The 25,520-nt window shown below is 70.6% G+C and carries 23 protein-coding genes; 17 read left to right on the plus strand and 6 right to left on the minus strand.

Going from position 1 to position 25,520, the window contains the following annotated elements:
* The first annotated feature begins 240 nt into the window (after positions 1–240).
* The gene (locus ACFVT1_RS21470) at positions 241–669 is read left to right on the plus strand and encodes a Rieske (2Fe-2S) protein (protein ID WP_389797690.1); all 429 of its coding nucleotides are present in this window, start codon (positions 241–243) and stop codon (positions 667–669) included.
* 18 nt (positions 670–687) lie between these two features.
* Here the strand turns inward: ACFVT1_RS21470 and ACFVT1_RS21475 are convergent, their stop codons facing one another.
* Positions 688–1,614 (minus strand): hypothetical protein, encoded by a 927-nt coding sequence (locus tag ACFVT1_RS21475; protein WP_389797692.1) that lies wholly within the window; start codon positions 1,612–1,614, stop codon positions 688–690.
* Positions 1,615–1,844: 230 nt separating this feature from the next.
* Here ACFVT1_RS21475 and ACFVT1_RS21480 point away from each other — a divergent pair, with 230 nt between their 5' ends.
* The 14 genes from ACFVT1_RS21480 (at position 1,845) to ACFVT1_RS21545 (ending at position 16,828) form a co-directional block, all read left to right on the plus strand.
* Positions 1,845–2,480 carry a papain-like cysteine protease family protein gene (locus tag ACFVT1_RS21480; RefSeq protein WP_389797694.1) on the plus strand — a complete coding sequence of 212 codons (636 nt, stop codon included), beginning with the start codon at positions 1,845–1,847 and terminating at the stop codon, positions 2,478–2,480.
* 133 nt (positions 2,481–2,613) lie between these two features.
* A complete protein-coding gene (locus ACFVT1_RS21485) occupies positions 2,614–3,516 on the plus strand; it encodes a hypothetical protein (RefSeq protein ID WP_389797774.1) in 903 nt (300 codons plus the stop codon).
* Between the two features lie 118 nt (positions 3,517–3,634).
* On the plus strand, positions 3,635–5,782 hold the full coding sequence (gene uvrC, locus ACFVT1_RS21490) for an excinuclease ABC subunit UvrC (protein WP_389797696.1): 2,148 nt from the start codon (positions 3,635–3,637) through the stop codon (positions 5,780–5,782).
* Positions 5,779–6,768, plus strand: coding sequence for an RNase adapter RapZ (gene rapZ, locus ACFVT1_RS21495; RefSeq protein WP_362212047.1), 990 nt, complete (start codon positions 5,779–5,781; stop codon positions 6,766–6,768). The genes uvrC and rapZ overlap by 4 nt, the downstream gene beginning before the upstream one ends.
* Positions 6,765–7,799, plus strand: a complete 1,035-nt coding sequence (gene yvcK, locus ACFVT1_RS21500) for a uridine diphosphate-N-acetylglucosamine-binding protein YvcK (protein ID WP_389797700.1) — start codon at positions 6,765–6,767, stop codon at positions 7,797–7,799. Before rapZ ends, yvcK begins: the two co-directional genes overlap by 4 nt.
* Positions 7,790–8,779, plus strand: coding sequence for a DNA-binding protein WhiA (whiA, locus tag ACFVT1_RS21505; RefSeq protein WP_018104603.1), 990 nt, complete (start codon positions 7,790–7,792; stop codon positions 8,777–8,779). Before yvcK ends, whiA begins: the two co-directional genes overlap by 10 nt.
* Before the next feature lie 260 nt (positions 8,780–9,039).
* The gene (gene gap, locus ACFVT1_RS21510; RefSeq protein WP_389797702.1) at positions 9,040–10,047 is read left to right on the plus strand and encodes a type I glyceraldehyde-3-phosphate dehydrogenase; all 1,008 of its coding nucleotides are present in this window, start codon (positions 9,040–9,042) and stop codon (positions 10,045–10,047) included.
* Positions 10,048–10,155: 108 nt separating this feature from the next.
* Positions 10,156–11,367, plus strand: coding sequence for a phosphoglycerate kinase (locus ACFVT1_RS21515; protein WP_389797705.1), 1,212 nt, complete (start codon positions 10,156–10,158; stop codon positions 11,365–11,367).
* A gap of 6 nt (positions 11,368–11,373) precedes the next feature.
* Positions 11,374–12,150 (plus strand): triose-phosphate isomerase, encoded by a 777-nt coding sequence (gene tpiA, locus ACFVT1_RS21520; RefSeq protein ID WP_389797708.1) that lies wholly within the window; start codon positions 11,374–11,376, stop codon positions 12,148–12,150.
* Between the two features lie 113 nt (positions 12,151–12,263).
* Positions 12,264–12,500, plus strand: coding sequence for a preprotein translocase subunit SecG (secG, locus tag ACFVT1_RS21525; RefSeq protein WP_329816899.1), 237 nt, complete (start codon positions 12,264–12,266; stop codon positions 12,498–12,500).
* Positions 12,501–12,609: 109 nt separating this feature from the next.
* Positions 12,610–12,945, plus strand: coding sequence for an RNA polymerase-binding protein RbpA (locus tag ACFVT1_RS21530; RefSeq protein ID WP_072483070.1), 336 nt, complete (start codon positions 12,610–12,612; stop codon positions 12,943–12,945).
* A gap of 160 nt (positions 12,946–13,105) precedes the next feature.
* Positions 13,106–14,758 carry a glucose-6-phosphate isomerase gene (gene pgi / locus ACFVT1_RS21535; protein WP_389797711.1) on the plus strand — a complete coding sequence of 551 codons (1,653 nt, stop codon included), beginning with the start codon at positions 13,106–13,108 and terminating at the stop codon, positions 14,756–14,758.
* A 4-nt stretch (positions 14,759–14,762) separates the two neighbouring features.
* Complete coding sequence (locus ACFVT1_RS21540) at positions 14,763–15,266, plus strand: PH domain-containing protein (protein ID WP_389797714.1); 504 nt, start codon at positions 14,763–14,765, stop codon at positions 15,264–15,266.
* Entirely contained in the window at positions 15,263–16,828 is a 1,566-nt protein-coding gene (locus ACFVT1_RS21545; protein ID WP_389797716.1) for a PH domain-containing protein, read from the plus strand. Before ACFVT1_RS21540 ends, ACFVT1_RS21545 begins: the two co-directional genes overlap by 4 nt.
* 187 nt (positions 16,829–17,015) lie before the next feature.
* Here the strand turns inward: ACFVT1_RS21545 and pgl are convergent, their stop codons facing one another.
* From pgl to tkt, 5 genes are read right to left on the minus strand one after another with little or no spacing between them, the layout of a single operon-like run.
* Positions 17,016–17,798: a 6-phosphogluconolactonase gene (gene pgl / locus ACFVT1_RS21550; protein WP_389797718.1), complete on the minus strand. Its 783-nt coding sequence runs from the start codon at positions 17,796–17,798 to the stop codon at positions 17,016–17,018.
* On the minus strand, positions 17,795–18,823 hold the full coding sequence (opcA, locus tag ACFVT1_RS21555) for a glucose-6-phosphate dehydrogenase assembly protein OpcA (RefSeq protein WP_389797721.1): 1,029 nt from the start codon (positions 18,821–18,823) through the stop codon (positions 17,795–17,797). Before opcA ends, pgl begins: the two co-directional genes overlap by 4 nt.
* Positions 18,820–20,352 carry a glucose-6-phosphate dehydrogenase gene (gene zwf / locus ACFVT1_RS21560; protein ID WP_389797724.1) on the minus strand — a complete coding sequence of 511 codons (1,533 nt, stop codon included), beginning with the start codon at positions 20,350–20,352 and terminating at the stop codon, positions 18,820–18,822. Before zwf ends, opcA begins: the two co-directional genes overlap by 4 nt.
* Before the next feature lie 5 nt (positions 20,353–20,357).
* On the minus strand, positions 20,358–21,476 hold the full coding sequence (tal, locus tag ACFVT1_RS21565) for a transaldolase (RefSeq protein ID WP_362212015.1): 1,119 nt from the start codon (positions 21,474–21,476) through the stop codon (positions 20,358–20,360).
* Positions 21,477–21,510: 34 nt separating this feature from the next.
* Entirely contained in the window at positions 21,511–23,613 is a 2,103-nt protein-coding gene (gene tkt, locus ACFVT1_RS21570; RefSeq protein WP_389797727.1) for a transketolase, read from the minus strand.
* Positions 23,614–24,058: 445 nt separating this feature from the next.
* On the opposite strand from tkt, the gene ACFVT1_RS21575 reads away from it, so the two are divergent.
* Positions 24,059–25,012: a heme o synthase gene (locus tag ACFVT1_RS21575; protein WP_389797730.1), complete on the plus strand. Its 954-nt coding sequence runs from the start codon at positions 24,059–24,061 to the stop codon at positions 25,010–25,012.
* A 98-nt stretch (positions 25,013–25,110) separates the two neighbouring features.
* Positions 25,111–25,467 carry a hypothetical protein gene (locus tag ACFVT1_RS21580; RefSeq protein ID WP_389797732.1) on the plus strand — a complete coding sequence of 119 codons (357 nt, stop codon included), beginning with the start codon at positions 25,111–25,113 and terminating at the stop codon, positions 25,465–25,467.
* The last annotated feature ends 53 nt before the right edge of the window (positions 25,468–25,520 follow it).

Below are 25,520 nucleotides of genomic sequence, written 5' to 3' on the forward strand. Positions count from 1 at the left end.
TGCCCGCCCCGGACGGGCTCCCCACCCGTACCCCGCCTTCCCCCGCACCCCCGGCCCGGCCTGCCTTGCCCCCTGACCAGGGGCAACGGGCCTTGGGCAGCCCGGCCGCCGGGCTCCCGGTCTCCGCCGGTATCGTCGGTTCTGTCGCCGATGGCTCTGATACCCGCGGTACCCGCGGTGCCTCAGCCGCCCCCGGCAACCCTCTGCACCCCGCCCTGCCCTCTGACCAGTGGAGACCGCATGCCCGGCCAGCCCGCCCCCCGCCGTACCGTGCTGAAGGGCGCCGCTCTCGTCGGCGTCGCCGGGCTGGGAGCGGCCGCCTGTTCGACCGAGTCGAAGCTCGGCCACGCCGCGACGCCGACGCCGACCGCCCCCGTCGAACTCGGAGTGCCGGAGGAGGTTCCGGTCGGCGGATCGAAGCTCTACCGCGACCAGCGGGTCATCGTCACCTGCCCGGCCAAGGGCCAGTACAAGGCGTTCAGCGCCCAGTGCACCCACGCGGGCTGCCTGCTGGACAAGGTCGAGGAGAACGTGGGGAACTGCCCGTGCCACGGCAGCCGCTTCGACACGACGACCGGCAAGGCGATGCACGGCCCGGCGACCGCGCCGCTGCCCTCCGTCCCGGTCAGGGTCAAGGGCGGAAAGCTCATCGCGGGCCCCGACGCCTGACCGTCCGGCGGCGACGGATCACTCCCAGTCCCAGTCGATGCCGACCAGGCCGGGCCGCACCCCCTGCTCCACCAGGTGAACGGTCCGGTGCCGGCCGGTGAGGGTGAGATCCGTACGGGTGCCGCGCGGCGCGCCCGCCGAGACCTGGGCGAAGCTCCGGCACCGTACCGGCAGCGCGGCCTCGTCGAAGCCCACCTGCAGCACGTACTGTCCGCCGCCGAAACTGAAGCCGCGCACGTACTCGCCGCACGGCCCTCCCGTGGCGTCGTCGAAGCCGTAGCCGAAGAGATAGGTGTCGCCCGCCCGCAGCCGGGTGTCGAAGAGCAGCTCCGCGACGAGCACCCCCGTCTCCCGGTCGAAGCGGATCCGCCCCGTCCGGCAGTTCTCCCGGGCCACCACCTCCACTCGCGCCGGATCGCAGCCCGGATCGCCCCGGTAGACGGCGAGATAGCGGTCGACGTCGTCCCGGTGCGCGCGCACCACATGCTGTGACTCCCGCTGCCGCAGCTCCCGGCCGGGCCCGATCCGTATCCGCTCGTGATGCCCCACCGTGTGCAGCCCGCCGTCCACCGGCGAGCCCATCGTGGCGAGCAGCCGTTCCACAGCGCCGGACGCCTCCATCAAGGAGCGGTACGAACGCGCGGCCGGACGGTCGGCGTCCGCACGGCCGCCGGCGGCCCCCAGCAACCGGAGCAGTGAGTTCCCGGGCAGTTCCAGCACCTCCTCCAGGGCCTTCACGGCCCGCAGCGACTCGGCGCGCTGCGGACGCCTGGCCCCCTGCTGCCAGTAACTCAGGCTTGTCACCCCGACCTTGACGCCGCGGTGCGCGAGATGGTGCTGCACCCGCTGGAGCGGAAGCCCACGCACCGAGAGCGCGGTGCGCAGTGCCAGATGGAACGGGCCGGTGTGCAGCACCTGCGCCAGTTCGGCCTCCGTGTGCCGCATGAGGTCCTCCAGGTGAACGTTCACGACGCGGGGTGGGGAGACCGCATCGGCGGGAGCGGTGTCGCAGGTGGCCGGGGGAGATCCGTTCACGTATCCGCCACGCCGTTCACACCGCGATGTTCCCCCGCATTGAAGCGTGTTGACCCGTCCCCGACAACGGTCGATGCTCCTCGCACAGCGTCCGGACGCGCTCCTCCGATCACACACCCCCTTGCATTGGGAGGAACGCAATGCGCAACCGAAGAATCCGGCCGGGACGACTTCCGGTCATGGCCGCCCTCGCCGCCCTACTGCTCGCCGTACCCACGGCGACCGCCTCGGCGGCGCAGACCCCCACCACGACCGCCTCGGCAGCACGGAGCACCACCACCGGCAGCAGCATCGCCGCCACCCAGCGCCTGAACATCACCATGCAGGCACAGCAGAAGACCAACTGGTGCTGGGCGGCATCCGGCAACACCATCGCCACCTGGTTCGGACGCTCCTACTCGCAGAACCAGTTCTGCAACGCCGCCTTCGGCCGTGCCCAGGGTTACGAGTGCCCCAACTCGCAGGCCTCGCTCGGCAATGTCCAGATCGGTCTCCAGTGGGCCGGCATCAACTCCGGCTCGTACGTCACCGGCTGGCTGCGCTACCCCACCGTGCAGGCCGAGATAGCCGCGGGGCGCCCCGTCGAGACCCGCATCCAGTGGTCGTCGGGCGGCGGCCACATGCATGTCCTGTACGGGTACGACGACGCGAACAGCTGGGTCTACTGGGGCGATCCCTGGCCCTCCAACAACCGCTACAACTGGGCCTCGCACGCCTGGTACGTGAACAACAACGAGTTCTCCTGGACCCACTCGCTCTACCGGATCGGAGCGTGACGCAGTGATCTCGAAGACCGCACGCACCGCACGGTCCGCAGGCACCGCACGGCCCAGCCGCATCGCACGGTCCGCAGGCACCGCACGGCCCAGCCGCATCGCACGGTCCGCAGGCACCGCACGGCCCAGCCGCATCGCACGGTCCGCAGACACCGCACGGCCCAGCCGCACCGCGCGTGCCACGGCTGCCGCCCTGGCCGCCACCGGTGTGCTGGCGGGCGCCGCCCTGCTCACCGTCACAGCCCCGCAGGCGGCCGCCGCCACCGGTCCCGCAGCCGATCCGGCCGCTCTGACAGCGGCCCGTCGAGCGGCCACCGACCCCGCGACCCTGGACACCCTGTCCCGGTTCTTCGCCCGGGAGGGCGCGATCACGAGGTCGGCGGCCGCGCCGCGGGTCGAGGGCGCCACCGTCCCCGTGCGCAGCCTCGCCCCGGACTTCGTCGCCGGGAAACCGGGGGCACCGGTCGCCAGGCTGGACTACCTCGCCACCACGGCCGTCTCCTCGGACGGCCAGAAGGCATCCCTGTGGACCCTTCCGAAGGAAGGGAAGGACGGGAGCTGGCAGGTGGTGAACATCGCCAGCGGCGACGACGAGACGCGGTACGCCGCCGCGGGCGCCCGCAAGCTCCCCGGCGGGACGGTCTTCCGCGAACCGCAGACGGACGCCTGGTACGTCCAGAAGGGCACCGAGGTGCTCCCGCTGGACCGGGACGCCGTCCGCGCGGTCGGTGCCCGCGGCACCACCCTGGCCGCCTACCGCGCCCGGGTGCGGAAGGCCTACGGCGACAAGCTCCCCGGCTCCGGCTACGCCCGCTCCGGCCAGGCGGGCGGCTACGGACCGTCCGCACCTTCCGGCACCGCTCCCGGCCCCCGGGAAGGCGCCGGCGAGCCCCGCCCGGTGACCGCCGCGGACGCGGCCTCCGGCACGGCCCCGACCGCCGCGTCCGCCGCCGCCGCCGGAGCGGGCGCCCTCGCCGTGCTCGCCGTCGTCGGTGTCACGGCGGTGCGCAACCGCCGCCACCGGGCGACCCCGTGACCGGCGGCGGCGCCCCCTGACCCGTGCTCCGGGGCGTGCTCCCTCAACCCGCGCCCCGGAGCACGGCACCACGGCCGGGCAGGCCGCGCTGTCACTGCCCGCAAGTAGGGTGGGGCACATGGCAGACCCCTCCAGCTACCGCCCCAAGCCGGGACAGATCCCCGACTCCCCGGGGGTCTACAAATTCCGCGACGAACACCGCCGGGTGATCTACGTCGGAAAGGCCAAGAACCTGCGCCAGCGCCTGGCCAACTACTTCCAGGACCTGGCCGCGCTCCACCCGCGTACGCGCACGATGGTCACCACGGCCGCCTCGGTCGAGTGGACCGTCGTCTCCACGGAGGTCGAGGCGCTCCAGCTGGAGTACTCCTGGATCAAGGAGTTCGACCCCCGGTTCAACGTCAAGTACCGCGACGACAAGAGCTATCCGTATCTCGCGGTCACGCTCAACGAGGAGTTCCCGCGCGTCCAGGTCATGCGCGGAGCCAAGAAGAAGGGTGTGCGCTACTTCGGTCCGTACGGGCACGCCTGGGCGATCCGGGAGACGGTCGACCTGATGCTCCGGGTCTTTCCGGTACGCACCTGTTCCGCCGGAGTCTTCAAGAACTCCGCCAGGACCGGCCGCCCGTGCCTGCTCGGCTACATCGGCAAGTGCTCGGCCCCCTGTGTCGGCCGGGTCACCCCCGAGGAACACCGCGAACTGGCGGACGACTTCTGCGACTTCATGGCCGGCCGCACCGGCACGTACATCCGCCGCCTGGAGAAGGAGATGATGGCGGCGGCCGAAGAGATGGAGTACGAGCGGGCGGCCCGGCTCCGCGACGACGTGGAGGCCCTCAAGCGGGCCATGGAGAAGAGCGCCGTCGTCCTCGCCGACGCCACCGACGCCGACCTGATCGCGGTCGCCGAGGACGAGCTCGAAGCCGCCGTCCAGATCTTCCACGTGCGCGGCGGCCGGGTGCGCGGCCAGCGCGGCTGGGTCACCGACAAGGTCGAGAACGTCGACACCTCGGGCCTGGTCGAGCACGCCCTGCAACAGCTGTACGGCGAGGAGACGGGCGACTCCGTCCCCAAGGAGGTCCTCGTCCCGGCCCTCCCCGAGCACCCCGACGCGGTCTCCCAGTGGCTCGCCGACCGCCGGGGCTCCCAGGTCAGCCTGCGCATCCCCCAGCGCGGCGACAAGAAGGACCTGATGACGACGGTCCAGCGCAACGCCCAGCAGGCCCTGGGGCTGCACAAGACCAAGCGCGCCTCCGACCTGACGACCCGCTCCCGCGCCCTGGAGGAGATCGCCGAGGCGCTCGGCCTCGACACGGCTCCGCTGCGCATCGAGTGCTTCGACATCTCCCATCTCCAGGGCGACGACGTGGTCGCGTCCATGGTCGTCTTCGAGGACGGCCTGGCCCGCAAGAGCGAGTACCGCCGCTTCCAGATCAAGGGCTTCGAGGGCCAGGACGACGTCCGGTCGATGCACGAGGTGATCGGCCGTCGCTTCAAGCGGTACCTCCAGGAGAAGGAGCGGACGGGGGAGTGGGAGGAGACTCCCGCGCCGACCGGCCCCGTCCCGGCACCGCAGACCGCCCCACCGGCCCCGACCGGCCCGGCCGCCGGCGAGGACACCCTGCCCGTCCCAGGCACCGCCTCCGACCCGAGCGCTGCTTCCCTCCCGAGCACCGTCTCCGTCCCGGAAAGCTCCCCCGATCCGGAGGCCGAGCCCCGTGAGGACGACGGCCGTCCCAAGCGGTTCGCCTATCCGCCGCAGCTCGTCGTGGTCGACGGCGGCCAGCCGCAGGTCGCCGCGGCCAAACGCGCCCTCGACGAGCTCGGGATCGACGACATCGCCGTCTGCGGCCTCGCCAAGCGCCTCGAAGAGGTCTGGCTGCCCGATGACGACGACCCCGTCATCCTGCCCCGCTCCAGCGAGGGCCTCTACCTCCTCCAGCGCGTCCGTGACGAGGCCCACCGCTTCGCGATCACCTACCAGCGTGCCAAGCGGGCCAAGCGCATCCGGTCCAGCCCCCTGGATGCCGTCGCCGGTCTCGGCGAGACCCGGAAGCAGGCGTTGATCAAGCATTTCGGCTCCGTGAAGAAGCTGAAGCAGGCGACAATCGACGAGATCTGCGAAGTTCCGGGGATAGGCCGCAGAACGGCGGAATCAGTGGTTGCCGCCCTGGCCTCGGCCGCCCCGGCCGCCCCGGCCGCGCCCGCCGTGAACACGGCGACAGGAGAGATCATTGAAGAGGACGACGGGGGCAGCACGACATGACTGAGCACGAACACGAACATGAAGTCGGGCACGGACACGAAGCCGGGCACGACAGCACCGACCGAGCAGACGGAGCGGGACACGTGAGTACGGGCACCACGATCGACACGGGCGACGGGAACGCGGCCATCCCCGAGCTGGTGATCATCTCGGGGATGTCGGGCGCCGGGCGCAGCACCGCGGCCAAGTGCCTGGAGGACCTCGGCTGGTTCGTCGTCGACAACCTGCCGCCCGCGCTGATCCCCACCATGGTCGAACTCGGTGCCCGCTCGCAGGGCAACGTGGCCCGGATCGCCGTCGTCGTCGACGTGCGCGGCCGCCGGTTCTTCGACAACCTCCGCGAGTCCCTCGCCGACCTGGAGGCCAAGCACGTCACCCGGCGGATCGTCTTCCTGGAGTCCTCCGACGACGCCCTGGTCCGCCGCTTCGAGTCGGTCCGCCGTCCGCACCCCCTCCAGGGCGACGGCCGGATCGTCGACGGCATCGCCGCCGAGCGCGACCTGCTGCGCGAGCTGCGCGGCGACGCCGACCTGGTGATCGACACCTCCAGCCTCAACGTGCACGAACTGCGCGCCAAGATGGACGCCCAGTTCGCCGGCGACGAGGAGCCGGAGCTGCGCGCCACGGTGATGTCGTTCGGCTTCAAGTACGGCCTGCCGGTCGACGCCGACCTGGTGGTCGACTGCCGCTTCCTGCCCAACCCGCACTGGGTCCCCGAGCTGCGCCCGTTCACCGGGCTCAACGAAGAGGTCTCCGCCTACGTCTTCGACCAGCCCGGCGCCAAGGAATTCCTCAACCAGTACACGGAACTGCTCCAGCTCATCGCCGCCGGCTACCGCCGCGAGGGCAAGCGCTACGTGACGATCGCCGTCGGCTGCACGGGCGGCAAGCACCGCTCGGTCGCCATGTCCGAGAAGCTCGCGGCCCGGCTCGCGACCGAAGGCATCGAGACCGTCCTCGTGCACCGGGACATGGGGCGCGAGTGACCAGCCGTAATCTGCGCCTGCGACGGCTGCGCAGAGCCACCTCTGCCCTGTCCGCCCGTAAGCGCGGCGCGCAGCCCAAGGTCGTCGCTCTCGGCGGCGGCATGGGGCTGTCCGCGTCGCTGGCGGCGCTCCGCCGGATCACCGGCGACCTCACGGCCGTGGTCACCGTGGCCGACGACGGCGGCTCCAGCGGCCGGCTCCGGGAGGAGCTCGGCGTCCTGCCGCCCGGCGACCTCCGCAAGGCGCTCGCCGCCCTGTGCGGTGACGACGACTGGGGCCAGACCTGGGCCCGGGTCATCCAGCACCGTTTCCAGTCCAAGGGCGACCTGCACGAGCACGCGGTCGGCAATCTGCTGATCGTCGCCCTGTGGGAGCAGCTCGGCGACCACGTCCAGGCCCTGGACCTGGTCGGCAGGCTCCTCGGTGCGCACGGCCGGGTGCTACCCATGTCCGCCGTGCCGCTGGAGCTCCAGGCGCTCGTACGGGGACACGACCCGGCCCGCCCGGACGACGTGGACACGGTGCGCGGCCAGGCCACCGTGGCGCTCACCCCGGGCGAGGTGCAGTCCGTCCACGTCGTCCCGCGCGACCCGCCGGCCGTCCCCGAGGCCGTCGCCGCCGTCCTCGACGCCGACTGGGTGGTGCTCGGCCCGGGGTCCTGGTTCTCCTCCGTGATCCCGCATCTGCTCGTGCCGGAACTGCTCGACGCGCTCGTCGAGACCAAGGCCCGCAAGGTCCTCTCGCTCAACCTCGCACCGCAACCCGGTGAAACTGATGGCTTCTCTCCGCAGCGTCATTTGGAGGTTTTGGGACGACACGCCCCTAAACTCGCCATGGACGTGGTGCTGGCCGACGAAGCAGCCGTGCCCGATCGTGAGTCCCTCGCCGATGCCGCCAAGCGGCTCGGTGCCGCGGTCGAGCTGGCGCCGGTGGCCTCACCCGACGGCGTTCCGATCCATGATCCGGAGCTGTTGGCCGCCGCGTACGACCGTATTTTTCGGATGCATGGAAGGATCGGCCCATGGCGATGACGCCGGCGGTGAAGGACGAAGTCTCCCGGCTTCCCGTGACCCGGACCTGCTGCAGGAAGGCAGAGGTCTCGGCGATTCTTCGGTTCGCGGGTGGGTTGCACCTGGTGAGCGGTCGGATTGTGATCGAGGCGGAGCTGGACACCGCGATGGCGGCGCGCCGGCTGAAGCGGGACATCCTGGAGATCTTCGGGCACAGCTCGGAGCTGATCGTGATGGCTCCCGGCGGTCTGCGGCGCGGCTCGCGCTATGTCGTACGGGTGGTGGCGGGCGGCGATCAGCTGGCCCGCCAGACCGGCCTGGTGGACGGCCGCGGCCGTCCCATCCGCGGCCTGCCCCCGCAGGTGGTCTCGGGGGCCACCTGCGATGCCGAGGCCGCCTGGCGCGGAGCCTTCCTGGCCCACGGCTCGCTCACCGAGCCGGGCCGCTCCTCCTCGCTGGAGGTGACCTGCCCGGGGCCGGAGGCGGCGCTCGCGCTGGTAGGGGCGGCCCGCAGGCTCTCCATCGCGGCGAAGGCCCGCGAGGTGCGCGGGGTCGACCGGGTCGTCGTCCGCGACGGCGACGCCATCGGCGCCCTGCTCACCCGGCTCGGCGCCCATGAGTCGGTGCTGGCCTGGGAGGAGCGGCGGATGCGCCGAGAGGTCCGCGCCACCGCCAACCGGCTCGCCAACTTCGACGACGCCAACCTGCGCCGTTCCGCGCGGGCCGCCGTCGCCGCGGGCGCCCGGGTGGGGCGTGCGCTGGAGATCCTGGGCGAGGAGGTGCCCGAGCACCTGGCGGCCGCGGGGCGGCTGCGCATGGAGCACAAGCAGGCGTCGCTGGAGGAGCTGGGCGCGCTCGCCGATCCGCCGCTGACCAAGGACGCGGTCGCCGGCCGGATCCGCCGGCTGCTGGCGATGGCCGACAAGCGGGCCCAGGACCTGGGCATTCCGGGCACGGAATCCACCCTCAGCGAGGAGCTCGCCGACGGTCTGGTGGGGTGACCCGCGAAGGCGATGAAATCGGCCGAATCCAGAACACGCGGCATTCCCGGGACTGTTGACTCTCCGTAGTCGTCGCCGCGTGTACGGCCGAGTGTTCGGAGGCCCGTACTCCTACCGAGGGGTACGGGCCTCGATGGTTCCTACGGCCCCGCTCGATGTCACTCCGGGGCCCTCGGAGAGGTAGGGTCGGAGGCGGTCGGGGACATCTCATACAACTCGCCGGGGTGGAAACCCCGCGTACCTAACGAGGAGATCGGTTCGTGACGATCCGCGTAGGCATCAACGGCTTTGGCCGCATCGGTCGTAACTACTTCCGCGCGCTGCTGGAGCAGGGTGCGGACATCGAGATCGTGGCTGTCAACGACCTGGGTGACACCGCGACCACGGCACACCTTCTGAAGTACGACACGATCCTGGGCCGTCTCAAGGCCGAGGTCAGTCACACCGCCGACAGCATCACCGTCGACGGCCACACCATCAAGGTGCTCTCCGAGCGCAACCCGGCCGACATCCCCTGGGGTGAGCTGGGCGTCGACATCGTCATCGAGTCGACCGGCATCTTCACCAAGAAGGCCGACGCCGAGAAGCACATCGCGGGTGGCGCCAAGAAGGTCCTCATCTCGGCCCCGGCCAAGAACGAGGACATCACCATCGTGATGGGTGTCAACGAGGACAAGTACGACGCGGCCAACCACCACGTCATCTCCAACGCGTCCTGCACCACCAACTGTGTCGCGCCGATGGCCAAGGTCCTCGACGAGAACTTCGGCATCGTCAAGGGCCTCATGACGACGGTCCACGCGTACACGAACGACCAGCGCATCCTGGACTTCCCCCACTCCGACCTGCGCCGCGCCCGCGCCGCCGCGGAGAACATCATCCCGACCACGACGGGTGCCGCCAAGGCCACCGCCCTGGTGCTCCCGCAGCTCAAGGGCAAGCTCGACGGCATGGCGATGCGCGTCCCGGTCCCGACCGGTTCGGTCACCGACCTGGTCGTCACGCTGGACCGCGAGGTCACCCGCGACGAGGTCAACGCCGCTTTCCAGAAGGCCGCCGAAGAGGGCCCGCTCAAGGGCAAGCTGGCCTACACCCAGGACCCGATCGTGTCCTCGGACATCGTCTCGGACCCGGCCTCCTGCACCTTCGACTCCCTGCTGACCATGGCAGAGGGCTCGCAGGTCAAGGTCATCGGCTGGTACGACAACGAGTGGGGCTACTCCAACCGCCTCGTCGACCTGACCGTCTTCGTCGGCAGCCAGCTCTGACCGTCGGACCGGCAGGAACTTCGAAGTGAGCACGGGGCTCGAACAGCGCAACGCGGCGCCGTTCGAGCCCCGTTGCATGCTCTCCGCCCTCCCAAGGAGTCCAGCAAGATGAAGACGATCGACGAACTTCTCGCCGAAGGGGTCACCGGCAAGCGCGTATTCGTCCGCGCCGACCTCAACGTGCCGCTGAGCGGCACCACCATCACCGACGACGGCCGCATCCGCGCCGTCCAGCCGACCGTGGAGAAACTCGCCGCGGCCGGTGCGCGGGTCATCGTCGCCTCGCACCTGGGCCGCCCCAAGGGCGCTCCGGACCCCGCCTTCTCCCTGGCACCCGCCGCGGCCCGTCTGGGTGAACTCCTCGGCACCGACGTGGCCTTCGCGACCGACACCGTCGGCGAGTCCGCACGGGCCACGGTCGCCGCGCTCACCGACGGCAAGGTCGCCGTCATCGAGAACCTCCGCTTCAACCCCGGTGAGACGTCGAAGGACGACGCCGAGCGCGGCGCGTTCGCCGACCGGCTCGCCGAACTCGCCGACGTGTACGTGGGCGACGGCTTCGGAGCCGTGCACCGCAAGCACGCCTCGGTCTACGACCTCCCGGCCCGGCTGCCGCACGCCGCCGGCGACCTGATCGCCACCGAGGTCGGCGTCCTGAAGAAGCTCACCGAGAACGTCGAGCGCCCCTACGCCGTCGTGCTCGGCGGCTCGAAGGTCTCCGACAAGCTCGGCGTCATCGACCACCTGCTGGAGCGCGCCGACCGCATCCTCATCGGCGGCGGCATGGCCTACACCTTCCTCAAGGCCCAGGGCCACGAGGTCGGCGGCTCCCTCCTCCAGGAGGACCAGATCCCGACGGTGCTGGAGTACCTCAAGCGCGCCGAGGAGAAGGGCGTGGAGTTCGTGCTCCCCGTCGACGTCGTGGTCTCCGAGCGGTTCCCGGACCTCGGGACGAAGGCACCGACCGAGCACCGCACCGTGCCCGCGGACGCCATCCCGGCCGGTTTCATGGGCCTGGACAACGGCCCGGAGACCAACAAGCTGTACGCCTCGAAGCTCGCCGACGCCGCCACCGTCTTCTGGAACGGCCCGATGGGCGTCTTCGAGCACCCCGACTACGCCGAGGGCACCCGGGCCGTCGCCCAGGCCCTCGTCGACTCCTCGGGCTTCAGTGTCGTCGGCGGTGGCGACTCCGCCGCCGCCGTCCGCATCCTGGGCTTCGACGAGAACGCATTCGGACACATCTCGACCGGTGGCGGTGCCAGCCTCGAATACCTTGAGGGCAAGACGCTTCCCGGCCTCGCCGCACTGGAGGACTGACCTTTCATGACCACCCGTACCCCGCTGATGGCGGGCAACTGGAAGATGAACCTCAACCACCTCGAGGCCATCGCGCACGTCCAGAAGCTCGCCTTCGCCCTGGCCGACAAGGACTACGACGCCGTAGAGGTCGCCGTCCTGCCGCCCTTCACCGACCTGCGCTCCGTGCAGACGCTGGTCGACGGCGACAAGCTGAAGATCAAGTACGGCGCCCAGGACATCTCGGCGCACGACTCCGGCGCGTACACCGGTGAGATCTCCGGCCCGATGCTCGCCAAGCTGAAGTGCACCTACGTCGCCGTCGGCCACAGCGAGCGCCGCCAGTACCACGGCGAGACCGACGAGATCTGCAACGCCAAGGTGAAGGCCGCCTTCAAGCACGGCCTGACCCCGATCCTCTGCGTCGGCGAGGAGCTGGAGGTCCGTGAGGCGGGCAACCACGTCACGCACACACTCGCGCAGGTCGACGGCGGTCTCAAGGACGTGCCCGCCGAGCTGGCCGAGTCGATCGTGATCGCGTACGAGCCGGTCTGGGCGATCGGGACCGGCAAGGTCTGCGGCGCCGACGACGCCCAGGAGGTCTGCGGGGCGATCCGCAGCCGCCTCGCCGAGCTGTACTCGCAGGAGCTGGCCGACGCGGTCCGCATCCAGTACGGCGGCTCCGTGAAGTCCGGGAACGTCGCCGAGATCATGTCGAAGCCCGATGTGGACGGCGCGCTGATCGGCGGCGCCGCACTGGACGCCGACGAGTTCGTCAAGATCGTCCGCTTCCGCGACCAGTGAGTATGCGGTAGCGCGGATCCGTCGTACCCTTGCGGGGGCCGAGGAGGGGCAGCCTCCCGGCCCCCGCTGTTCGCACATGCAGTCCAGAGAATTCCGGAAAGTAGGGACCAGCCGTGATTTTGGCGTTCGAGATCGCCCTGATCGTCTTCAGCCTGCTGCTGATGCTGCTGGTGCTGATGCACAAGGGAAAGGGCGGCGGCCTCTCCGACATGTTCGGTGGCGGGATGCAGTCGTCCGTGGGCGGCTCCTCGGTCGCCGAGCGGAACCTCGACCGGATCACGGTCTTCGTCGGCCTGGCCTGGTTCGCGTGCATTGTTGTGCTTGGTCTGCTGATCAAGCTGGACAGCTGACCCGTCGTACGCGATTCCCGGTGAGGGTGTAACTCCTTTCACTGGACGCGCGTTGGGCCTTACGTAGACTGGGGCATCTTCGAGCACCATCACGCAGGGAGTTACGACCGTGGCAAGTGGCAACGCGATCCGGGGAAGCCGGGTCGGAGCGGGGCCGATGGGGGAGGCCGAGCGGGGCGAGTCCGCACCGCGCCTCCGCATCTCCTTCTGGTGCTCGAACGGGCACGAGACGCAGCCGAGCTTCGCCAGTGACGCGCAGGTACCGGAGACTTGGGACTGCCCGCGCTGTGGTTTCCCGGCCGGACAGGACCGGGACAGCCCGCCGGACCCGCCGCGCACCGAACCGTACAAGACGCATCTCGCGTATGTGCGTGAGCGGCGCAGCGATGCGGACGGCGAGGCCATTCTCGCCGAGGCCCTGGCGAAACTCCGGGGCGAGATCTAGGGTCTTTCGTTTGGATCAGGCCGGGCACCCACAAGGTGTCCGGCCGGACCGCTTTTGCCGTGCCGCAGCCCACCCTCGCCTCGTCGGCCCTGCTGATCAATTAGGTTGGAAGGGCAGCGGGGCATCTGCAGGCACGAGAAGAAGTGGGCTGATATCCGGGATGAACACACCAAGCCGAACCAGGCTCAACCAGACGCCCGAGTGGACCGCTCTGGGCAAGCACCGCGAGCAGCTCGGGACGACGCATCTGCGGCAGCTCTTCGCGGACGACCCGGAGCGCGGCACCGGATACACCCTCCGGGTCGGCGATCTGTACGTCGACTACTCCAAGCACCTGGTCACCGACGAGACGCTCCGGCTGCTGCGCGAACTCGCCGCGGCCACCGGAGTGGCGGCGCTGCGGGACGCGATGTTCCGCGGCGAGAAGATCAACACCACCGAGGACCGCGCCGTCCTGCACACCGCGCTGCGTGCCCCGCGCGACGCGGTGATCGAGGTCGACGGCGAGAACGTGGTGCCGGCCGTGCACGCCGTGCTCGACAAGATGGCGGCCTTCTCCGACCGCGTCAGGTCGGGGGAGTGGACCGGTCACACCGGCAAGCGCATCAAGAACATCGTCAACATCGGCATCGGCGGCTCCGACCTCGGCCCCGCCATGGCGTACGAGGTGCTGCGCTCCTTCACGGACCGCTCGCTCACCGTCCGCTTCGTGTCGAACGTGGACGGCGCCGACCTCCACGAGGCCGTGCGCGATCTCGATCCGGCCGAGACGCTCTTCGTCATCGCGTCGAAGACCTTCACCACGATCGAGACGATCACCAACGCCACCTCCGCCCGCAACTGGCTCCTGACCGGTCTGAAGGCCGATCAGGACGCCGTCGCCAAGCACTTCGTGGCGCTGTCCACCAACGCCGAGAAGGTCGCGGACTTCGGCATCGACACCGCCAACATGTTCGAGTTCTGGGACTGGGTCGGCGGCCGCTACTCCTACGACTCCGCCATCGGTCTCTCGCTGATGATCGCCATCGGCCCCGACCGGTTCCGCGAGATGCTCGACGGCTTCCACCTCGTCGACGAACACTTCCGTACCGCCCCCGCCGAGGACAACGTCCCGCTGCTGCTCGGCCTGTTGGGCGTCTGGTACGGCGCGTTCTTCGACGCCCAGTCGCATGCCGTGCTGCCGTACAGCCACTACCTGTCCAAGTTCACCGCGTACCTGCAGCAGTTGGACATGGAGTCCAACGGCAAGTCGGTGGACCGCGACGGCCGTCCGGTCGACTGGCAGACCGGACCGGTCGTCTGGGGCACCCCCGGCACCAACGGGCAGCACGCCTATTACCAGCTGATCCACCAGGGCACCAAGGTCGTCCCGGCCGACTTCATCGGCTTCGCCGAGCCGGTCGCCGACCTGCTGCCCGGTCTCGTCGCCCAGCACGATCTGCTGATGGCCAACTTCTTCGCCCAGACCCAGGCGCTGGCCTTCGGCAAGACGCCGGACGAGGTACGTGCCGAGGGCGTCCCCGAGGAGCTGGTGCCGCACAAGACCTTCAAGGGCAACCACCCGACGACGACGATCCTCGCCGACCGGCTGACGCCGTCGGTCCTCGGCCAGCTGATCGCGCTGTACGAGCACAAGGTCTTCGTCCAGGGCGCCATCTGGAACATCGACTCCTTCGACCAGTGGGGCGTCGAGCTCGGCAAGGTCCTCGCCAAGAAGATCGAGCCGGTGCTGACCCGGGGCGCCGGTGGCGAGGCGCTGGACAGCTCGACCGCCGCGCTCGTCCGGGCGTACCGCGTCCGCAGGGGGCGCTGAGCCGATGGCCGCGGGGGAGCGGACGGTGCGGCTGAGGCCGCCGAACAACACACTGGACCCGAGGGCGGTCGGCTGGTGGCGGGCCCAGTGGCTGCTGCTGACCGCGGCGCCGGTGCTCGTCCTGGCCGTGCTGGGCGCGCTCATCGAGCCCGCCCGGTTCTGGCTGCTGCTGCCCGCCGCGGTCCTCGCGGTCCTCGGCATCGGCTGCGCCGTCCTCTTCCCCCTCTGGTGGTTCCGTACCCACCGCTGGGAGGTCACCGGCGAAGCGGTGTACGTCAGAACCGGCGTCCTGCGTCAGGAGTGGCGCATCGCCCCGATGTCCCGCATCCAGACCGTGGACACCGTGCGCGGCCCGCTCGAACAGTTCTTCCGGCTCGCCACGGTCACTGTGACCACCGCGTCGTCCAAGGGCGCGGTACGGATCGAGGGGCTGGGCCACGAGCTCGCGGCCGAACTGGCCGAGCGGCTGACCCGGATCACCCAGGACACCCCCGGGGACGCCACATGAGCGCCGGGACCACCGTCTCGCCGGACGCCGGGGATGCCGGCAGCGCCGACGGCCTCGGTCCAGCCACCGACTGGCGGCGGCTGGACCGGCGTACGGTCCTCGTCAGCGCACTCGTCACGGCCGGGGTGGCGGCCGGTGCGGCCGTTCCCACCACGCTCGGACTCTCCGGCCGGTTCGGCCTCGGGCACGCGGTCGCCTGGGTACTGGCGGGCTCGCTCGCGCTGATCGGCTGCGCCGCGGTCGGCGACCACGTTCGGTGGCGCCGCACCCGGTACCGCGTCGGCGCCGAACGGGTCGAGCTCCACACCGGGCTGCTCCTGGTCAAGAAGCGCTCACTGGCGCGTGAACGCATCCGCAGCGTCGACCTCACCGCCCATCTGCTGCAACGGGTCCTCGGCCTGGTGACCGTCCGCATCGGCACCGGCGAGCAGGCGGGCGGCGAATCCACGCTGGAACTGGACCCGGTCCCCAAGGCCGAGGGCGAGCGGCTCCGCCGCGAACTGCTGGAGCGCACGGTCCGCGGCACCCCGGGCACCCATCGCGAGGGCGAGCTCGTGACCCTCGACCCGCGCTGGATCCGCTACGCACCGGTCTCGTTCGTCGCCCCCGCGCTCGGCGGCGCCGCGGCCGGTGCGGTGATGCAGGTCAGCGACTGGTTCGGGGCGCAGGGGCAGGTGATCGACTGGGTCGGCGACCGGTTCCGGGACACCTCACTGACGGCCATGATCGTGATCCTGGCCGCCGCGGCGGTGGCCGCCGGTGCCGTCGGCGCGCTCGGCGTGTGGATCGAGATGTGGTGGAGCTACCGGCTGGAGCGCGAACCCGGCGGCACCCTGCGCATCCGGCGCGGCCTTCTGACCTCCCGGTCCGTCTCCATCGAGGAGCGGCGGCTGCGCGGCGTGGACCTCGTCGAACCGCTCGGCATCCGGCTGTTCGGCGCCGCCCGCGTCGACGCGATCACCACCGGACTGGCCAAGGACGACGAGGATCAGCACGGCGACCACAACACCCTGCTGCCCGCCGCGCCCCGGTCCGTCGCCGACAGGGTGGCCGCCGACGTCCTGCGCGAAACCACCTCCCCGACGGGTGCCCCGCTGACCGGGCATCCTCGCGCAGCCCGCGGCCGTCGGCTGCGCCGGGCGTTCTGGGCGGTCGCCGTCCCGGTGGCCGTCCTGGTCCCGCTGGGCGTGCTGCTGACACCCGTACTGCTCTGGACCGCGCTCGGCTGCGCGGTCGTCGGGCTGCCCGCCGGGGTGTTCCTCGCCCGGGACGCGTACCGCGGTCTGGGGCACACGATCAGCGGTGACTACTTGGTGGTCCGGTCGGGCACGGTCCGGCGCTCGACCGCCGCGCTGGAGCGGGCCGGTGTCATCGGCTGGACCGTCCGGCAGACGTATTTCCAGCGACGGTCGGGGGTGCTGAGCCTCACCGCGACGACGGCCGCCGGAGCAGGCGCGTACACGGTGTACGACGCGGACGTGAGCGAGGGCCTCGCCTTCGCCTCGCAGGCCGTCCCGGGCCTGCTGGAGCCCTTCCTGGAGCGCATCCCGCCGACCGGGTGAGCCGCGGCGGCCGCCCGCCCGCCGTGGAGACGAGGCGGAATCCGGCGCCCCGGGTCTCCGCGGCCGCCACGCCGTCCGGGCCGTCCGGGTGCGGATCCGGCGCGCCCGGCGCCACGCCCTCGCACGCCGCGGGCCCGGCCGCTCCGAAGAGCGGACCGGGCCCGGGCACCACGGTACTGACGAGTACTCAGGGAGAGGCCGGCGGATACAGCGCGCGCGGCAGCCGCGAGGCCGCCGCCGCGTCCAGCAGCCACAGCGTGCGGCTGCGTCCGTACGCACCGGCCGCCGGGGCCTGGATCTCCCCGGCGCCCGAGAGCGCGATCTCCGCGGCCTCCGCCTTGTCCTCACCGGCGGCGAGCAGCCACACCTCGCGGGCCGCCCGGATCGCGGGCAGCGTGAGCGAGACGCGGGTGGGCGGCGGCTTGGGAGCGCCGTGCACACCGACGACGGTGCGCTCGGTCTCCCGTACCGCGGGCAGTTCCGGGAAGAGCGACGCCACATGCGTGTCCGGGCCGACGCCCAGCATCAGCACATCGAACGTCGGCACCGGACCGTGGTCCTCCGGACCGGCCGCGGCGGCCAGTTCCTCGGCGTACGCGGCCGCTGCCGCGTCGGCGTCGCTGCCGCAGGGACCGTCCGAAGCGGGCATCACGTGCACCCGGGACGGGGTCAGCGGCACCGAGTCCAGCAGGGCCTCACGGGCCTGCGTGATATTGCGCTCCGGGTCGCCCTCCGGCAGGAACCGCTCGTCGCCCCACCACAGATCGAGCCGCGACCAGTCGATCGCATCCCGGGCGGGCGCTTCGGCGAGGGCGGCCAGCAGGCCGTTGCCGTTGCGCCCGCCGGTGAGGACCACCGAGGCGTAGCCGCGCGCGGCCTGGGCGTCCACGACCCTGGTGATCAGCCGGGCCGCGGCGGCCTGCGCCATCAGCTCCTTGTCGCGGTGCACGACAAGCTGAGGGGCACTCACTTCGCCGCCGCCTTCTTGGTCGCCGTCTTCTTCGCGGCGGCCGGGGCGGCGGACTCGGCCGACTTGGACTCGGCAGCCTTGGGGCCGGCCGGCTTCGCCGGTCCGCCGAGCTTCTCCACGCCGAACTTCACCGTGGCCTCGTAGGTGTTGTCCGGATCCAGCCGCCGCAGCTCCTCGGCGAGCAGCTCGGCGGTCTCCCGCCGCTTGAGCGCCACCGCGCGGTCCGGCTGGCCCTGCATCGAGAGCGTGGCCAGCGAACCGTCGGGCCGGTCCAGGACGATGACACCCTTCTTGGTCTCCATCCGCACGGCCGTCAGACCGGGACCGTCGGACAGGGTGCGCTCCACCGGGACCTTGAGCCGGTCCGCGAGCCACATGGCGAGCAGCTCACAGCTCGGGTTCTCCGACTCGCCCTCGACCGTCGCCGAGACGACCTCGACGTGCTGCTGGTCGAGCGCGGCCGCCAGCATCGAGCGCCACGGCGTGATGCGGGTCCAGGCCAGATCCGTGTCGCCCGGGGCGTACGACCGGGCACGCACCGCGAGTTCGTCACCCGGGTGCTCCGCCGAGTACGCGTCCGTGATCCGGCGCTGGGCGAGCGCGCCCAGCGGGTCCTTCGCCGGATCGGCGGGGGCGCCCTCGGGCCACCAGACCACGACCGGGGCGTCCGGCAGCAGCAGCGGCAGAACCACCGACTGGGCGTGGTTGGCCAGCTCGCCGTGGAGACGCAGGACGACGGTCTCGCCGGTGCCCGCGTCGGAACCGACCCGCACCTCGGCGTCGAGCCGGGCGTCCCGGCGGCTGCGCGGCGAGCGGCTGACCCGCTTGATCACCGCGATGATCCGCGAGGGGTGCTCGCGCGAGGCGTCGCCGGCCGACTTGAGGGCGTCGTAGGCGTTCTCCTCGTCGGTGACGATGACCAGGGTCAGCACCATGCCGATGGCCGGGGTGCCGATGGCGCGGCGGGCCGACACCAGCGCCTGGTTGATCTTGCTGGAAGTGGTCTCCGTGAGATCGATCTTCATGGCCGGCGCCAGCTCCGTCCGTCTCGTGCGAGCATCTCGTCCGCCTCGGCCGGGCCCCAGGTGCCCGCCGAGTACTGCGCGGGCTTGCCGTGCTTGTCCCAGTACTCCTCGATCGGGTCGAGGATGTTCCAGGAGAGTTCGACCTCCTGGTGCCGCGGGAAGAGGTTGGCGTCGCCGAGCAGCACATCGAGGATGAGCCGCTCGTACGCCTCCGGGCTGGACTCCGTGAAGGACTCGCCGTACGCGAAGTCCATCGTGACGTCCCGGACCTCCATCGAGGTGCCGGGCACCTTGGAGCCGAACCGCACGGTCACGCCCTCGTCCGGCTGGACCCGGATGACCAGGGCGTTGCCGCCCAGCTCCTCCGTCGCACCGGACTCGAAGGGCAGATATGGGGCGCGCTTGAAGACGACCGCGATCTCCGTGACCCGGCGGCCGAGCCGCTTTCCGGTGCGGAGGTAGAACGGCACGCCCGCCCAGCGGCGGTTGTTGATCGTCAGCTTGATCGCGGCGAAGGTGTCGGTCGTCGACTTGGGGTCGATGCCGTCCTCCTCCAGATAGCCGGGGACCTCCTCGCCGCCCTGCCACGCGTGCGCGTACTGGCCGCGCACCGTGTGCTGGCCCAGGTCCTCCGGCAGCTCCACGGCCGTGAGCACCTTGAGCTTCTCGGCGACCAGGGCCTTCGGGTGGAAGGAGCCGGGCTCCTCCATGGCCGTCAGCGCCAGCAGCTGGAGCAGGTGGTTCTGGATGACGTCACGGGCGGCGCCGATGCCGTCGTAGTAGCCGGCCCGGCCGCCGATGCCGATGTCCTCGGCCATCGTGATCTGCACGTGGTCGACGTACGACCTGTTCCAGATCGGCTCGAACATCGTGTTGGCGAACCGCAGCGCCAGGATGTTCTGGACCGTCTCCTTGCCCAGGTAGTGGTCGATCCGGAAGACCTCGTTGGGCGGGAACACGTCGTGCACGATCTGGTTGAGCTCCTGCGCGCTCTTGAGATCGTGGCCGAAGGGCTTCTCGATGACGGCACGCCGCCAGGAGCCCTCCTTCTGGTCGGCGAGCCCGTGCTTCTTGAGCTGCTGGACGACCTGGGGGAAGAACTTCGGCGGCACGGACAGGTAGAAGGCGAAGTTGCCGCCCGTGCCCTGTGCCTTGTCGAGTTCCTGGATCGTGGCCTTCAGATGCTCGAAGGCCTCGTCGTCGTCGAAGTTGCCCTGGACGAAGCGCATCCCCTGGATGAGCTGCTGCCAGACCTCTTCGCGGAACGGGGTACGGGCGTGCTGCTTGACGGCGTCGTGGACCTCCTGTGCGAAGTCCTCGTCCTGCCATTCGCGGCGCGCGAAACCGATGAGTGAGAAGCCCGGCGGCAGCAGGCCGCGATTGGCCAGGTCGTAGACGGCGGGCATCAGCTTTTTACGGGACAAATCGCCCGTGACGCCAAAGATCACCAGGCCCGACGGTCCCGCGATGCGCGGGAGCCGTCGGTCCTGGGGGTCACGAAGCGGGTTGGCTCCGGGAACACCAGACAAGGTGGTCAGCCCTCCGAAGGGGCGAGGCGCTTGAGCTCCGCCTCGGTCGAGTTGAGCAGGTCGATCCAGGACGCCTCGAACTTCTCGACGCCCTCGTCCTCGAGAAGCTGGACGACGTCGTCGTAGGAGATCCCGAGCTTCGCGACCGCGTCGAGCTCGGCGCGGGCCTGCTCGTAGGTGCCGGCGATGGTGTTGCCCGTGACCTGCCCGTGGTCCGCCGTGGCGTCCAGGGTGGCCTCGGGCATGGTGTTCACCGTGCCGGGGGCGACCAGGTCGACGACGTACAGCGTGTCCTTGTACGCGGGGTCCTTGACGCCGGTCGAGGCCCACAGCGGACGCTGCTTGTTGGCCTGCGCCTTGTCCAGGGCGGCCCAGCGCTCCGAGCCGAAGACCTCCTCGTACGCCTGGTAGGCGAGCCGGGCGTTGGCGAGAGCCGCCTTGCCCTTGAGCGCCTTGGCCTCGTCGGTGCCGACCGCGTCGAGCCGCTTGTCGATCTCGGTGTCCACACGGGACACGAAGAACGAAGCCACCGAGTGGATCTTGGACAGGTCCAGGCCCGCGGCCTTCGCCTTCTCCAGACCCGCCAGGTAGGCGTCCATGACCTCGCGGTAGCGCTCCAGGGAGAAGATCAGCGTGACGTTGACGCTGATGCCCCTGCCGATGACCTCGGTGATCGCCGGGAGGCCGGCCTTCGTCGCCGGGATCTTGATGAGCGTGTTGGGCCGGTCCACCAGCCAGGCCAGCTGCTTGGCCTCGGCGACGGTGGCGTCGGTGTGGTGGGCCAGACGCGGGTCGACCTCGATGGAGACCCGGCCGTCCTGGCCGTCCGTGGCGTCGAAGACCGGACGCAGGATGTCCGCGGCGTCCCGCACATCGGCCGTCGTGATCATGCGGATGGCCTCGTCGACGGTGACCTTGCGGGTGGCGAGGTCGGTGAGCTGCTGCTCGTAACCGTCACCGTGCGAGATCGCCTTCTGGAAGATCGACGGGTTGGTGGTGACGCCCACGACGTGCTGCTGGTCGATCAGCTCGGCGAGGTTGCCCGAGGTGATCCGCTTGCGCGACAGGTCATCGAGCCAGATCGCCACGCCCTCGTCGGAGAGGCGCTTGAGTGCGTCTGTCATGAGAATTGCATCTCCTACTAGTCGTATAACGGCGTCAGCGCGTGGCTGCGGCGAGAGATTCCCGCGCGGCGGCGGCGACGTGCTCGCCGGTGAAGCCGAACTCACGGAAGAGGACCTTGGCGTCGGCCGAGGCACCGAAGTGCTCCAGCGAGACGATCCGGCCGGCGTCTCCGACGTACCGGTGCCAGGTCAGACCGATACCGGCCTCGACCGCGACCCGGGCCTTCACGGACGGCGGCAGCACGCTGTCCTTGTATGCCTGGTCCTGCTCCTCGAACCACTCGACCGACGGCATCGAGACCACTCGGGTCGGGACGCCGGCCGCCTGCAGTTCCTCGCGGGCCTCGACGGCGAGGTGCACCTCGGAGCCCGTACCGATCAGGAGGACCTCGGGCGCCGCGTTCCGCCCCTCGGGCCCTTCGGCCTCGAAGAGCACGTAGCCGCCCTTGGCCGCGTCCTCGTTCGCCTCGTAGGTCGGCACGCCCTGGCGGGTCAGCGCCAGACCGTGCGGGGCTCCCTTGCCGAACACCTTGGTGTAGCGGCGCAGGATCTCGCGCCAGGCGATGGCGGTCTCGTTGGCGTCGGCCGGGCGGACGATGTTCAGGCCCGGGATGGCGCGCAGCGAGGCCAGGTGCTCCACCGGCTGGTGGGTCGGGCCGTCCTCGCCGAGACCGATCGAGTCGTGCGTCCACACGTACGTCACCGGGAGGTGCATCAGCGCGGACAGGCGCACGGCGTTGCGCATGTAGTCGGAGAACACCAGGAAGGTGCCGCCGTAGATGCGGGTGTTGCCGTGCAGCGCGATGCCGTTCATGGCCGCGGCCATGGCGTGCTCGCGGATGCCGAAATGGATCGTGCGGCCGTACGGGTCCGCGCCCGGCAGGGGGTTGCCCGTCGGGAGGAACGACGACGTCTTGTCGATCGTCGTGTTGTTCGAGCCCGCCAGGTCGGCGGAGCCGCCCCACAGCTCGGGGATGGTCTCGCCGAGGGCCTGGAGCACCTTGCCGGAGGCGGCGCGGGTGGCGACGCTCTTGCCCGGCTCGAAGACCGGGAGCTCGTCCTCCCAGCCGGCGGGCAGCTCGCCCGCGGAGATCCGGTCGAACTCGGCGGCGCGCTCCGGGTTGGCGGTGCGCCACGCGGCGAGGGACTTCTCCCACTCGGCCTTCGCCTCGCGGCCGCGGTCCAGCGCCTCGCGGGTGTGGGAGATGACCTCGTCGGAGACCTCGAAGGACTTCTCCGGGTCGAAGCCGAGGACCTTCTTCGTCGCGGCGACCTCTTCGTCACCGAGCGCCGAGCCGTGCGAGGCCTCGGTGTTCTGGGCGTGCGGGGCGGGCCAGGCGATGATCGAGCGGGCCGCGATGAACGAGGGGCGCCCGGTCTCGGCCTTGGCGGCCTGCAGCGCCTCGTACAGACCCGCCGGGTCCAGGTCGCCGCTGGGCAGCTGGTCGACGCGCTGGACGTGCCAGCCGTACGCCTCGTACCGCTTCAGGGTGTCCTCGGAGACCGCGGTCTCCGTGTCGCCCTCGATGGAGATGTGGTTGTCGTCCCACAGCAGGACCAGGTTGCCGAGCTTCTGGTGTCCGGCCAGCGAGGACGCCTCCGCGGAGATGCCCTCCTGGAGGCAGCCGTCGCCCGCGACGACCCAGACCATGTGGTCGAACGGGGAGGTGCCGGGGGCCGCCTCCGGGTCGAAGAGGCCGCGCTCGTAGCGGGCGGCCATCGCCATGCCCACCGCGTTCGCGACGCCCTGGCCCAGCGGGCCCGTGGTCGTCTCGACGCCGGTGGTGTGGCCGTACTCCGGGTGGCCCGGGGTCTTCGAGCCCCAGGTGCGGAAAGCCTTGAGGTCATCGAGCTCCAGGCCGTACCCGGCCAGGTAGAGCTGGATGTAGAGGGTCAGGCTGCTGTGCCCCGCAGAGAGCACGAACCGGTCACGACCGGTCCAGTCCGCGTCGGCGGGGTCGTGCCGCATCACCTTCTGGAAGAGGGTGTACGCGGCGGGAGCCAGGCTCATCGCCGTGCCCGGGTGGCCGTTTCCGACCTTCTGTACGGCGTCGGCGGCAAGGACGCGGACAGTGTCCACGGCCCGCTGGTCCAATTCGGTCCACTGGAGGTCTGTGGTGGTCGGCTTGGTGCTCACCCTGAGTCAGGGCTCCTCTCCACTGTTGTAAACCGGTGACTGTGACCGCACCGGGCGTTGTCGAGCCTACCCTCGTCGGAACAAGCATTTTCCGGCTGCTTTCCAGGGTGCGGGCGGCTCGCGGAGTTCGCCTCCCGTATGAGCGCGACGGCTCACTTCTGGGCCCTCCGATGAGCGCGGCCCCCTACTTTTGCGCCCGATTCGTGCGCCCGCCGACGAGCCTCTCTCCTTACGTGTGTGCCGCTTCCGCGAACGCGCCACTCCGGGGTGCGATCACTTGTTCCCGGGTCACTCCGATGGACCGGGAACCGTCCTTCCGCGCCACTTCAACACGACCCCACCCCCGCGAAGGGCGGCCTGTCCCCCAACGTCTACAGTGGTCTGGTTCGCGCAAGTCTTTACTGGGCCTTCACGCCCGGAGCTTGCTGGGATTTCTCTGTCAGGGGTGTGCGTGACGGCCGTCGAGTCCCGACCCGCAGGGGTCGCCTTGACTCCCAGCCCAGGGGGCCATCGCCCGTTCGGGGCCCGTGTCAAGGCATTCGTGGCGCTGACCAAGCCTCGGATCATCGAGCTGTTGCTGATCACCACGGTTCCGGTGATGTTCCTGGCCGCTCAGGGTGTACCCGATCTGTGGCTCGTTCTCACCACCACCATCGGGGGATATCTCTCCGCGGGTGGTGCCAACGCGCTGAACATGTACATCGACCGCGACATCGACGCGCTGATGGACCGCACCTCGCAGCGTCCGCTGGTGACCGGCATGGTGAGCCCGCGTGAGTGCCTGGCCTTCGGCTTCGCCCTCACGGTGATCTCCACGGTGTGGTTCGGACTGCTCGTCAACTGGCTGTCGGCCGCGCTCGCGCTCGGCGCGCTGCTGTTCTACGTGGTCGGCTACACGATGCTGCTGAAGCGCCGCACCTCGCAGAACATCGTCTGGGGCGGCATCGCCGGCTGCATGCCGGTCCTCATCGGCTGGTCCGCCGTGACCAACTCGATGTCCTGGGCCGCGGTCGTCCTCTTCGCCGTGATGTTCTTCTGGACGCCGCCGCACTACTGGCCGCTGTCCATGAAGGTGAAGGACGACTACGCCCGGGTCGGAGTCCCGATGCTGCCGGTCGTCGCCTCCAACCGCGTGGTGGCCCGCCAGATCGTCATCTACAGCTGGGTGATGGTCGCCGTCTCGCTGCTGCTGACCCCGCTCGGCTACACGGGCTGGTTCTACACGGCGGTGGCCCTGCTGACCGGCGGGTTCTGGCTCTGGGAGGCACACGCCCTGCTCAGCCGGGCCAAGGCCGGGGTGACCGGCGGGAAGCTCAAGGAGATGCGGCTGTTCCACTGGTCGATCACCTATGTCTCGCTGCTCTTCGTCGCGGTGGCGGTCGACCCCTTCCTGAGGTAGTCCCGCTCCATCGACTCCCGCCGACGGGCGGGGTACGTGGCCCACGCCACGTGCCCCGCCCGTCGCACGTCGAGCTACCCGTCGGTAGCATCCTGGGCATGGCAGAGACGGCAGAGACCCAGGTGGAGAGCGGCAAGCAGGCGGCCCGCGCGGAGCGCAGGGCGGCGAGGCTCGCCAAGCAGATCGGTGCCTTCGCCAAGGCGCACGGCGGTGCGGAGGGACAGCTCGCCTACATCGGGCAGATGGGCACGCGCATCGTTCTCGTGGGCGAGGACGGCGGCTGGGGCGATCTGGTGGCGCCGTCGTACGCGGTCGCCGAGAACGCCACCCGGAAGGCCGGGATCACGATGCACGAGTCCTTCGACGGGGACTTCGCCGCGAAGGTCCGCACCGGCCCGTACGAATGGACGCGGATGGCCGGCATCCAGGTGGGCGGCCCGTCCGACAAGGCCTGACCGGAGGCTTCCTCGTACCGCGCATACGCCGATCGCCGGCCGGCCCCGAACTC

The organism is Streptomyces sp. NPDC057963 (genome assembly GCF_042887155.1).
Classification (GTDB): Bacteria; Actinomycetota; Actinomycetes; order Streptomycetales; family Streptomycetaceae; genus Streptomyces.

Coding starts and splice junctions, on each gene's coding strand:
- ACFVT1_RS21540 (WP_389797714.1), top strand. CDS start 14,763: ATGGCCGCGGGGGAGCGGACGGTGCGGCTGAGGCCGCCGAACAACACA.
- ACFVT1_RS21545 (WP_389797716.1), top strand. CDS start 15,263: ATGAGCGCCGGGACCACCGTCTCGCCGGACGCCGGGGATGCCGGCAGC.
- uvrC (WP_389797696.1), top strand. CDS start 3,635: ATGGCAGACCCCTCCAGCTACCGCCCCAAGCCGGGACAGATCCCCGAC.
- rapZ (WP_362212047.1), top strand. CDS start 5,779: ATGACTGAGCACGAACACGAACATGAAGTCGGGCACGGACACGAAGCC.
- ACFVT1_RS21480 (WP_389797694.1), top strand. CDS start 1,845: ATGCGCAACCGAAGAATCCGGCCGGGACGACTTCCGGTCATGGCCGCC.
- tal (WP_362212015.1), bottom strand. CDS start 21,476: ATGACAGACGCACTCAAGCGCCTCTCCGACGAGGGCGTGGCGATCTGG.
- opcA (WP_389797721.1), bottom strand. CDS start 18,823: ATGAAGATCGATCTCACGGAGACCACTTCCAGCAAGATCAACCAGGCG.
- pgi (WP_389797711.1), top strand. CDS start 13,106: ATGAACACACCAAGCCGAACCAGGCTCAACCAGACGCCCGAGTGGACC.
- whiA (WP_018104603.1), top strand. CDS start 7,790: ATGGCGATGACGCCGGCGGTGAAGGACGAAGTCTCCCGGCTTCCCGTG.
- ACFVT1_RS21470 (WP_389797690.1), top strand. CDS start 241: ATGCCCGGCCAGCCCGCCCCCCGCCGTACCGTGCTGAAGGGCGCCGCT.
- ACFVT1_RS21475 (WP_389797692.1), bottom strand. CDS start 1,614: ATGCGGCACACGGAGGCCGAACTGGCGCAGGTGCTGCACACCGGCCCG.
- ACFVT1_RS21515 (WP_389797705.1), top strand. CDS start 10,156: ATGAAGACGATCGACGAACTTCTCGCCGAAGGGGTCACCGGCAAGCGC.
- tpiA (WP_389797708.1), top strand. CDS start 11,374: ATGACCACCCGTACCCCGCTGATGGCGGGCAACTGGAAGATGAACCTC.
- ACFVT1_RS21580 (WP_389797732.1), top strand. CDS start 25,111: ATGGCAGAGACGGCAGAGACCCAGGTGGAGAGCGGCAAGCAGGCGGCC.